We start from the raw sequence: 9,932 nt of genomic DNA on the forward strand, positions 1-9,932 counted from the left end.
GTTATTCGCTCAACTTAAAATTGAGATTATCCATCTTTTTATGAGGTTGCATTGACCGGTTTGATCTCTTCAACCGCTTCTTCTAATCCTGTATTCGCATTAATGTATATCCGGTAACGGGAACCGTTAATTTTCCCTCCGAATTCATAACACAATACTTCTTTGCTGTAATCATTCTCAATCAGGGATTTGCGAACATAATTTTCTTCGAACTCCGAATTAAGCTTTTTCCGCGCCTGTTGCTCCGTAAGAGTTGCTTTCGGAATTTTGCGCTTGTCATTATGTTCGTAAACAAAGTCACTCGCCTGGAAGCCGGTTACTTCGCCTGTATCCAAACCTACACGAACTGACATTTTCTCGGGATAGATCAAGGTGTCCCCTTGCTTACGCACATAAGTAAGGTTACCCAGATTACCATATTCATCGTAGTTTACAGCCTTCATATCCTTATAGCCTTTGTTCATTAGAAATTGATCTGCTTTAGCCATGGCATTCTGACGAGTTACTTTTTTGGTTCCGATTGGACGCGTATCACTGTAAGAGATAAGCATTCCGCCATTACGGGTGAAATCCATCATCAGTTTGCCATTCTTGGCATGATCAATCGTGGCAGTGTAGGACTCCCAGTCTGTTCCTTTACCATTCTCCTGCACTTGGATTTTGCTACTATCCGCATCAGAGAATTTTGCAGCCTTGCTCTGAATCTGTTCTTTGGTCACTGGGAAGCCGTCCAGTTTCTTGACTGATCGTTTGGCATAGATATTGGATACGGAAGGACCCCAATCAAGCTCCGGGTATTCCTGTACCTTTTTGTTCACAGTACGAAAACCATCAACGATCGTGTTGTCCATGGTTTGCTCTTGCGTTGCCATGGCAGTCTCTGCATCCATCCAGCGCAAGCGGTCCGTCAGAACTTTCTGCTGCACATCCTGCAGATTCTTGGTAATCTCGGATGAATTCTGATACAACTTTTTCAGGTTGCCCATTTCCTTCTCACTTAGCGGTTCGTTTGTCAAGTCACGCATCGACGCCCGATAGGCAAAGTTGGAAATACGCGAGAGAAACTCCTCTGTCTCGTTAAATGGCAGCATGGTGAGTGGCAGTTGGTTGATCTCATTCTGCGCTTCACTGGTGAGTCGCCATACATTCATCAAACCTTTGCGATGCATCCCCTGTGATGTGGAGTGAACCGCCAAGGTGTTACCAATCTCCGAATGCAATTTGTCCATATGAAAAGATAAATCGTGAAAGGCACGCTGATATTGATTCTCTGCCTTGATCAGAATTGCATTCTTCTCCTGATTCTCCTGATAGCCCCATACGAGCGCACCGACCAGCAGGACCGCAAATATCGGAAACATAACTGAACTTAAACGTTTATACATCGGTAGAGTCTCCTTTCTTCTAAACCACTACCTCTATTGTGGATCGAAGAAAGATCTCTTATGCATGCGATTTCCAGTCCTTACACAAGTAGGCTGCTAAAGTACCGTTTGGGTCCTCCTTCTAATTCAACTGAATCCCAGTTGCCATGCCCTCTTCTTCAATTTCGAACTGGTCTCTGTTATCACAAAGGCACTGCTTGAATCCCGTCTCAATCCGGCCCCGTTCTTTCTTGCCTCGTAATGTAAAACGTTCACCGCATTGTTTGCATCTGATTTTAATTTTAATTCTCATCACAACGATCTCCGTTTCTATTGGTCATTCCCCGGGAGTTTATCCGTAAAAATAAAAACACACCGGAGCCATAGGCGCAATATACGCTTTATGTCCACCAGTGTGTCCGTATTTTTATAATTTAACCTCTTCCTCCCGCTTCACAAAACGAAAAGGAGAACGGTTATTAGCTCGTGTGATTTTACCCATTGCCCCATACCACAGGCCCGCCATTAGCGGCGCTATAAACCACAACCAATGATTCACCATGGTGTTCATGATGACATCGTACAATGCATGCCAGAAAAAAGGTAACACCAGAGAAAGCACAAGGTACCACCGCTTTTTCTTACCACCGATAAACTTGGCTTTACCCATGTAATAACCCATGATTACCGCAAACATCGCGTGCCCCGAAACAGGGAGCAGTGCCCGAAGGAACATGGCTGAGACGGATGCATTCCCCGCAAAGGCATACAACACGTTCTCAACAGTGGCAAATCCAAGTGAAACAGCGACTGCATATAAGATCCCGTCATAAGGCTCATCAAATTCGGTGTGATTATAGATGATATGATAAAGTACGAACCATTTAACGAATTCCTCCACACCACCTGAGATCAGAATGGCCTCAAGATAAGGATTATCCCCGAGCCACATCATCATGCCACGCTGAATAATCATCACAGGCAGTACCATCAGAATCCCCATGAGGAAAACCCGCAATACCATATGAAGTGGCTCATAATCATAACGGTCTTTCAGGTAAAAGTATGTTAACAAGGCGAGACCCGGAGCAACTGCTGCCGCTAAGACCGAAAACAAAAGCACCGAAATTCCCTCCTCTGACTAAAGACGCGATTACAACTAGAGATTAATCCTGGCGTTTGAAGTGGGTGCAGATAACATCAATCGCTTGTGCAGGAATAACAACCTTACCATACTCTTCCATAACTGCCGGAGTAACTGAGGAGCCTTCACCAAATTCAGCAAGCAAGGCAATCAATGCTGCATGTTTGGTGGAATCCACCTCATCTGGCTCCAAATGCAAGAACCACTTGTCTTTATAAGAATAAAGTCTCCCAGCATCCGTAACATGCTGACGCAACATATGTGCAGCTTCAATGAGCACTTCAAAGTCCTTGAATGCATAAACGATGGAATCGCTTTGCTCGAGTGTAACTTCCATTTCATATACTTCTTCAGGAAGATCATCTTCATGACCTGAACCATATTGTTGCGGATCATATTTTCCACGTGTGACAATGACAACCATCCCTTGAGCGGGAAGTGCGAATACTTCGACAGCGAGTGGACCTGTGGCATCAAATCCAAGTTCGGAATAGGCCTGATCCATCATTTCAGTGAACAGTTCATGAACCTTAGGTATTTCCTGCCACATATCTTCTTTTTGTATTCCGCGCTCGCTCAGATCGTCAAAGGTCAGGAAAATCCGTATCTTATCGTGACTTAGTCGTTCTATTTTCATACAGGATCTCCCCTTTATAAGCAAGTCTTATAACAGATTATGAAGCACAAAACAATATGTGCTGAAAATAAATCTATGTAGTTATGTTATCATTTTATACCTCTAAATGCACGAAGTAAAATCGACAAAAAAAGAATCATTCCACAGCTGATCTAGACTGTGGATGATTCTAATTGGAGGTTTTGGTTTATAAACCCGGTACTGTTGTGTTTGTTTGGCTTAAAATTTGCTCAACTTCATGCTTCACATCCGGATTGGTGCGAATAAAATCTTTGAGCATGCTCATATTCGCTTCTTTTTCCTGCGGTGTGATTGCTCTTGCGCTCTTTGCTGCCGGATTTTTGTGTGATTCACCATGTTGATTTTGCTTGCTTGTGAACCCATCCATACCCGGGAAAGTCATCTCCATCATCTTATGTTTTGCCTGATCCATCATGTTACGTGATGAACCCGATGACATCATGGGCAATTTGCCTTTGGACAGCCATGAACTGGCTGCAACACCAATGACAATGCCCCAAAAAAAGGATGACGTCTTCATTACACCAACCTCCTTCAAGTGTTAAAATCATATTTAGTGTTTGCGGGAGTGAGCGATCTCATTCCGTATAAATACAGGAAAGCGAGTTGAAATCATGTTCAGACATACCGCCGCATTGATTATTGCTGCAAGTTTGCTACTGTCAGCTTGTGGGACAGCGGAAGAAAAAACATCTGAAAATTCAGCACCAGTGAGCGAATCGACTGCCGCAGTTCAAGAAGAGCAAGGTAACTCTAACTTAACTGAAACAGGAGAACCCGGAACTGAAGTGCCCGATCCTTCAACGGGCGATTCAACTGCGACAGAAGAAGAACCTGAATCTTCGGAGATGCTTTCCACAGAAGAGAAAGTGAAAAAGACGTATCATATGAATGAAAATTATTATATTAAACCAAACGATGACGCGAGCCCAAACAAAGTGGTCTTGTTAACTTTTGATGATGGACCCAAAGAAGAAAAAATGATTACTTCACTAATCGACACTTTAGATAAACATAACGCTAAAGCGATATTTTTCGTCAATGGATATCGGGTGAAAAGTCATCCGGAATTGCTCAAACTCATACATGAACGGGGTCAGATTGTAGGCAATCATGCCTGGGATCATGAGGATCTCAAAAAAATGTCCAACGCTGAGGCGGCAAAACAAGTTACAGATGTCCAAAAAATAGTGAAGGATACTATTGGTGAGGAACCTCAATTCTTCCGTCCACCTTTTGGATCGGGTAATGATGCACTGAAAGCTGCTGTGAAGAAAAATGGTATGTTATATATGACTTGGTCTAATGGTTCGCTCGATTGGGATAAAAGCACCAAAGACAAACCGGAAAAAGTCATTCAAAATGTACTGGACCAGTTAAATCCCGGAAGCAATATTTTGATGCACGAGTTGCCATGGACGGTTGAAGCATTGGATGAGTTGCTGACCAAGCTCGAAAAGAAAGGTTATTCCTTTGTTGATCCCCGTGCAATTGAATTGGAAGCTCGTTAAATTGTAATTTTGCACATTAAAATAAAACAGCCTTGATCCAATGGATCAAGGCTGTTTCTCTGTGAGTGCTTTTTCCGCGGGCACTCTTAACGTGATGATATGCATCTCCGCAGGACAACCTAGTCGGAGAGGAAGATGATTTGTACCGTATCCTCTGCTAACAAGCATTTTGCCTTCTTGGTGAACGTCCTCCGGACTTCGCTTCAGGGAGTACCACCCGTTCGATACGGGACGATACGCTTTGCTCAGGAACACAGGTCCGAAAAATGGTAAAACCAATTGTCCGCCATGTGTATGACCGCTTAAAATAAGATCTGCATTTTCTTCCAAGCGAAGGGCCTGCAAAGGATCATGAACGATAGCAATTTTGCAAAAACGGTTACCGATCTGCTGTAGTAATACATCGCCCTGTTTGGAACGATAGTCTATGCCGATCAGGCTCAATCTGTCGTTGCCCCTTTGCAGATATTCCACATCATCCTGAAGGAGCTTAACGTCCGATTCCCGAAGGATTCGCGCAAGTTGAGCGGTACCTGCCCTCTTGTCATGGTTGCCATACACCGTAAAAGAAGGAGCAATGTTCGATAAAATTTTCATGTTATGTCTAACCAAAGACCATGAGATTCCTTTTTCCGCAACATCCCCGCCGATGAGAACCCAGTCCACCTTGTTTTTAACGTTTTCCAGATCCTTCTGCTTCAGTTTGCGCTTGTGAGTGTCAGATACATACAAAATCATAGCCCCGTCAAAGGATGTTGGCAGATGAGGAACTTCAACCTCTTCTTCAATCATTTGATGAACGTGGGCTTCACGCCACATATGAAAAAGTAGTAAAACTCCCATCAAAATGATTAAACCTGCGAGAAAAAGAATTACCACGGCAAGGGAAGGAACGTATTTAGAGCGGGTGCCCCTTTTACCCCCCACCAAACCAGACTAATCGTTAACATGACAAAAATAAAAATGAGTGAATTGACAAACCTCTTGCTCAATTTTAGCCGACGTGAAGGATGTAATTCTGTTCGTGTAGGAAGCGAACCCGCTTCGGGGATCGATTCTTCCGTTGATTTTGGCGTTTTTTTGGAGCGTGATGGTGCCCTTTGAGGAAGTACTGGACTTTCCAGCTTTTCTGTATAGGGCTTCCGCTGTGATCTAGGTAAAGTAACGGAAGTAATTGGTGTGATTCCGCCAACCTCAGCAGCAGCTGCCGTTTCAGCAACTATGCTTACTTGAGATTGAGAAGCCACCTGACGCTCGGATGTCTCTTTTTTATCCGATTGACGATGGCGCTGACTGCCATATGTCTTCATTCTACTTAATGGCTGATTCATGATCCCCTCCGAAAACGTATCGCTAATCCGGACACCAAATCAATAATAAAGTGACATAATATAGGCGCCCATAATGTGCCGGATTGCATGTAAATCCAACCCAATCCATAACTTGAGACAAACACCCAGCCTGTTGGAATCCAGTGGCGCAAATAACGAATATGGATAACTGCAAATAAAATACTTGTCCAGTAAGGACCGATGGCATGTTGGATGGCTCCACGGAATAATAATTCCTCACACACAGCAACAATGGCTGCTATACATACAATGTGCCAGATCGGACGCCCACGGAACAGCATCTCGTTAATTCCACCGTCATCCATGCTTTCCTGAGGTATAACATACGACAGTACCAAGTCCATAACAAGCATAATGCCAGCAAGACCAAGACCCCACCATACAAATTGGTAATTGTCAGGCCATGCGAGTACATCTAACAAGTTTCGTTTCTGCAACAAGATCCACACAACTCCGATAATCAGTGTCAGACCTTGTGTAAAGTATAGATTGATTAAAAGCAAACGCTCGGTAAGCTGCTGTGGCTCAGCCTTCTGAATCTTGAACTTGGGAAACTTGAATTTTTTCATCGGATGCGTCTGTCCTCTTGAGTTAAATTTGATGGAAAACATTTACGTTGTCCAATCGGATAGTATACTAAATGATAGCCAAAAAACCAAATAGGTTCAAGACCTGCCCCAAGTCCTGGTTTTATGTCCGTGTCATTACTTCATTAAAGCAGTAAAATCCGATTCATCAAACAGCACATATTTCATCTTCTTGTAGTATGTACAGTTACTACTGCATTGGTTATAATGGCTTTGTTTAGGTATGAACCGCAAGACATCTGCAAAACAATTTAAAACATTTAAGCCTATTGACATGCTCATGTCAGCCATGATACATTATGAAAAAATTAGTCACGTTAAACACGATGATGGAAAAAAGACGTTGCTTCGTCTTACAGAGAGCCGATGGTAGGTGTGAATCGGTGGCAGGCAAATGGTCTTGAGCGCTCCTGAGTTATTGCATTGAAATTGGAGTAGGTGCAATCGGTTTAGACCCGTTATCCTCTTCGGTCTTCATTGACCGCTAAGACTGTCGTTGCGAAACGGCGGTGAATTAGGGTGGTACCACGACAACTCTCGTCCCTTATTGCGCAAGCAGTATGTGGATTGAGAGTTTTTTGATTTATTTTAAAGGATATCTGTGGGATCACTCTATTTGCTTCACCTTCCCCCTCTGCTGCGACACCGCGTTGTTGGGCGGAAGAATCAACCTGGTTTTAAGGAATACCTCTTCGCTGAGGTCAGACCTTGACGATATAGATACACATACCTAAGGAGGAAGAAACCATGTACAAAGTGTTAGTGTCGGACCCAATCAGTGATCTGGGAATCCAGCAACTGGTGGATGCAAATGATGTTGTTGTTGAGAAGAAAACCGGTCTTAGTGAAGATGAACTTGTTGCCATTATTGGTGATTATGATGCCCTCTTGGTTCGCAGCCAGACTCGTGTTACAGATCGTATTATGACGGCTGGTACCAACCTTAAGGTGATCGGACGTGCAGGTGTTGGTGTAGATAACATTGATCTGGAAGCTGCTACACAGCGCGGTATCATCGTTATTAATGCACCTGATGGCAATACTATCACAACCTGTGAGCATACGTTTGCCATGATGATGGCATTGGCACGACACATTCCTCAGGCATATGCCAAGACTATTCAGGGTACGTGGGATCGTAAAACCTTCCTGGGTGTGGAATTAAGAAATAAAACGCTCGGTGTACTAGGTATGGGACGGATCGGTAGTGAAGTTGCCAAGCGCGCCAAAGCATTTGGAATGGACATTCTTGCTTACGACCCGTTCCTCACGGAGGAGCGTGCCGAGAAGCTGCAAGTGAAGCTGGCTAGTGTAGATGATATCATTCGCAATGCGGACTTCATGACCGTTCATACACCATTAACACCGGAAACACGGCACATGATTTCACGTCCACAATTCGAAGTGATGAAAAAAGGCATGCGTATCATCAACTGTGCTCGTGGTGGAGTTGTAGATGAGATGGCACTTGTCGAAGCCATTGATCAAGGTATTGTTGCTGGTGCAGCATTTGACGTATTCGAAAGCGAGCCGCCAGCCGCTGATCACCCGTTCCTTAATCACCCAAGCATTATCGTTACGCCTCATCTTGGTGCGTCCACAGTAGAAGCACAAGAGAACGTGGCTATCGATGTGTCGGAACAGGTGCTTCACATTTTGCGTAACGAACCGTTTAAAAACGCAGTTAACATGCCGGCTGTTGCACCAACCGTGATGAACAAATTGCAGCCTTATTTCAAACTGGGTGAAACGCTGGGTAGTTTTGCAGCACAGATTACACAAAATGCAGTGCAGGAGATTAGGATCGACTATGCTGGTGAACTTTCTGAAGTAGATACTTCTCCTCTCACTCGTTACATTGTGAAGGGTATTCTCGCCAGACATTTGGGTGGGGAAGCCAACATCGTCAACTCCATGCATCTGGCCAAAATCCGTGATCTGAATGTCGTTGTAAGCCAAACCTCAGCAACTAAAGGATTCACTAACCTGATTACCGTAACATTGGTTACAACTCAGGATGCTGAGGAACGCCGTGTAGCGGGTACATTGCTTGCAGGTTATGGAGAGCGTATCGTTCGCCTGGACAAATTCCCAGTAGATATCGCTCCGGAAAGTCATCAAATCTTGATCTCCCATAACGATAAACCAGGTATTATCGGTCGTGTAGGAACTCTGCTTGGACAAAATGATGTCAACATCGCATCCATGCAGGTTGGACGTAAAATTATTGGTGGTGCAGCGATCATGATCCTGACCGTGGACAAAGCTGTTCCAAAAGATGTGCTTGTACAGCTTGCTGCGCTGCCTGAGATCAATACTGCTGTTGAAATCGTGCTGGAATAATCAAATATATTTTAAAATGTATAAGGAAAGATGGGGACCTCGTGGTTCCCGTCTTTTTTTGTCGTAAGGAAATTGTATGACTGTACCCGTCGAAATATCGGTGATGAAGCTTGAAATCAAATCAAAATATTAGTGGAATTGAAAAAGGGATGACCCCTAATATAGGATTGACCACTACTAGCTGGAAAGAAAGAGAAACCCAAGATCTAAAAATGATCTGGGTTCCTCGACAATCTGATACACCACTCCCATATGAGCTCCGATTCTTTTGCCCAGTAGGAAATAGTCTTTCATTAACTTAACTGAATAATGTTTAATGTAGACCCCGGAGGAGAAAGAACAGCTGTGCCAACAAGCCCGAATAATTGTAACTGTATTGTTGAACCAGCGGTAACGGTAACCATAAAGTCAGACTGCAGCTGACTGAGAGAAAGTGCCGGAGATACTACACTCGCTGGAATTGCTGTACCGTTAAGTAAAACCCGAGATTGGATAGCAAGTGCAGCTGTCAGACTTATTTTGTATGAGATATAGTAACGACCTGCATTGGTCAGCGTGAAGGTGTCATTTGTCCCATTGACGGTAATACCTGTGCCAATATTTTGGTTATTCGGTAATGGAACAAGTGTACCACCCAATATTACAACAATCGTACCATTAGTGTTCTCAGCAAAAGCCGAGTTAGATGTTACAGATGTTCCAGTTGCACCTGTGGCTCCGGTAACTCCTGTACTTCCGGTTACCCCTACGCCAGTATCCCCTGTCGCCCCGGTCAACCCTGTGGTACCCGTCGCTCCTGTTGCACCAGTCGCACCAGTAACTCCGGTGCTTCCGGTTATGCCAACTCCCGTGGCTCCGGTTATACCTGTGGCTCCTGTTCCCCCAGTCGCACCAGTAACTCCAGTGCTTCCCGTTACGCCGACTCCCGTGGCTCCGGTTGTACCTGTGGCTCCTGTCTCACCAGTCGCACCAG

General features: G+C 44.3%; 11 protein-coding genes and 1 other annotated feature. Of the genes, 2 read left to right on the plus strand and 9 right to left on the minus strand.

Annotation, left to right across the window (positions count from 1 at the left end; genetic code table 11):
• Positions 1-38 precede the first annotated feature (38 nt).
• The 5 genes from ypeB to QVE09_RS05875 all read right to left on the minus strand — a co-directional run bounded on the left by ypeB (position 39) and on the right by QVE09_RS05875 (position 3,686).
• Positions 39-1,385, minus strand: a complete 1,347-nt coding sequence (gene ypeB / locus QVE09_RS05855; RefSeq protein ID WP_315936055.1) for a germination protein YpeB — start codon at positions 1,383-1,385, stop codon at positions 39-41.
• Positions 1,386-1,506: 121 nt separating this feature from the next.
• A complete protein-coding gene (locus tag QVE09_RS05860) occupies positions 1,507-1,677 on the minus strand; it encodes a hypothetical protein (protein WP_165980215.1) in 171 nt (56 codons plus the stop codon).
• A gap of 114 nt (positions 1,678-1,791) precedes the next feature.
• Positions 1,792-2,487, minus strand: a complete 696-nt coding sequence (gene prsW, locus QVE09_RS05865) for a glutamic-type intramembrane protease PrsW (RefSeq protein WP_062835211.1) — start codon at positions 2,485-2,487, stop codon at positions 1,792-1,794.
• Positions 2,488-2,530: 43 nt separating this feature from the next.
• Positions 2,531-3,145 (minus strand): genetic competence negative regulator, encoded by a 615-nt coding sequence (locus QVE09_RS05870; protein WP_076209900.1) that lies wholly within the window; start codon positions 3,143-3,145, stop codon positions 2,531-2,533.
• 187 nt (positions 3,146-3,332) lie between these two features.
• Positions 3,333-3,686 (minus strand): hypothetical protein, encoded by a 354-nt coding sequence (locus tag QVE09_RS05875; protein WP_124116197.1) that lies wholly within the window; start codon positions 3,684-3,686, stop codon positions 3,333-3,335.
• Between the two features lie 94 nt (positions 3,687-3,780).
• On the opposite strand from QVE09_RS05875, the gene QVE09_RS05880 reads away from it, so the two are divergent.
• Positions 3,781-4,677 carry a polysaccharide deacetylase family protein gene (locus tag QVE09_RS05880; RefSeq protein WP_315936056.1) on the plus strand — a complete coding sequence of 299 codons (897 nt, stop codon included), beginning with the start codon at positions 3,781-3,783 and terminating at the stop codon, positions 4,675-4,677.
• Positions 4,678-4,722: 45 nt separating this feature from the next.
• On the opposite strand, the gene QVE09_RS05885 is transcribed toward QVE09_RS05880, so the two are convergent.
• The 3 genes from QVE09_RS05885 to QVE09_RS05895 are packed head-to-tail and all read right to left on the minus strand — an operon-like array spanning position 4,723 to position 6,598.
• Complete coding sequence (locus QVE09_RS05885) at positions 4,723-5,520, minus strand: metallophosphoesterase (RefSeq protein ID WP_315936103.1); 798 nt, start codon at positions 5,518-5,520, stop codon at positions 4,723-4,725.
• Positions 5,521-5,549: 29 nt separating this feature from the next.
• Positions 5,550-6,008: a hypothetical protein gene (locus QVE09_RS05890; RefSeq protein ID WP_315936057.1), complete on the minus strand. Its 459-nt coding sequence runs from the start codon at positions 6,006-6,008 to the stop codon at positions 5,550-5,552.
• The gene (locus QVE09_RS05895; protein ID WP_253438667.1) at positions 6,005-6,598 is read right to left on the minus strand and encodes a CPBP family intramembrane glutamic endopeptidase; all 594 of its coding nucleotides are present in this window, start codon (positions 6,596-6,598) and stop codon (positions 6,005-6,007) included. Before QVE09_RS05895 ends, QVE09_RS05890 begins: the two co-directional genes overlap by 4 nt.
• A gap of 335 nt (positions 6,599-6,933) precedes the next feature.
• Positions 6,934-7,164: a binding site (T-box leader), on the plus strand.
• Between the two features lie 199 nt (positions 7,165-7,363).
• Here QVE09_RS05895 and serA point away from each other — a divergent pair.
• Positions 7,364-8,959, plus strand: coding sequence for a phosphoglycerate dehydrogenase (serA, locus tag QVE09_RS05900; protein ID WP_076209897.1), 1,596 nt, complete (start codon positions 7,364-7,366; stop codon positions 8,957-8,959).
• Between the two features lie 293 nt (positions 8,960-9,252).
• Here serA and QVE09_RS05905 read toward each other — a convergent pair.
• Positions 9,253-9,932 (minus strand): BclA C-terminal domain-containing protein (locus tag QVE09_RS05905; RefSeq protein ID WP_315936058.1); only part of this gene is annotated, 680 nt, incomplete at its 5' end.

The sequence above is a fragment of the Paenibacillus sp. ClWae2A genome (assembly GCF_032452295.1).
Taxonomy (GTDB): domain Bacteria; phylum Bacillota; class Bacilli; order Paenibacillales; family Paenibacillaceae; genus Paenibacillus.

What these genes read in the sequence shown, in the direction of transcription:
- QVE09_RS05860 (WP_165980215.1), bottom strand. Translation starts at nt 1,677, where the DNA reads ATGAGAATTAAAATTAAAATCAGATGCAAACAATGCGGTGAACGTTTT.
- ypeB (WP_315936055.1), bottom strand. Translation starts at nt 1,385, where the DNA reads ATGTATAAACGTTTAAGTTCAGTTATGTTTCCGATATTTGCGGTCCTG.
- QVE09_RS05880 (WP_315936056.1), top strand. Translation starts at nt 3,781, where the DNA reads ATGTTCAGACATACCGCCGCATTGATTATTGCTGCAAGTTTGCTACTG.
- QVE09_RS05875 (WP_124116197.1), bottom strand. Translation starts at nt 3,686, where the DNA reads ATGAAGACGTCATCCTTTTTTTGGGGCATTGTCATTGGTGTTGCAGCC.
- QVE09_RS05885 (WP_315936103.1), bottom strand. Translation starts at nt 5,520, where the DNA reads ATGGGAGTTTTACTACTTTTTCATATGTGGCGTGAAGCCCACGTTCAT.
- QVE09_RS05870 (WP_076209900.1), bottom strand. Translation starts at nt 3,145, where the DNA reads ATGAAAATAGAACGACTAAGTCACGATAAGATACGGATTTTCCTGACC.
- QVE09_RS05890 (WP_315936057.1), bottom strand. Translation starts at nt 6,008, where the DNA reads ATGAATCAGCCATTAAGTAGAATGAAGACATATGGCAGTCAGCGCCAT.
- QVE09_RS05895 (WP_253438667.1), bottom strand. Translation starts at nt 6,598, where the DNA reads ATGAAAAAATTCAAGTTTCCCAAGTTCAAGATTCAGAAGGCTGAGCCA.
- serA (WP_076209897.1), top strand. Translation starts at nt 7,364, where the DNA reads ATGTACAAAGTGTTAGTGTCGGACCCAATCAGTGATCTGGGAATCCAG.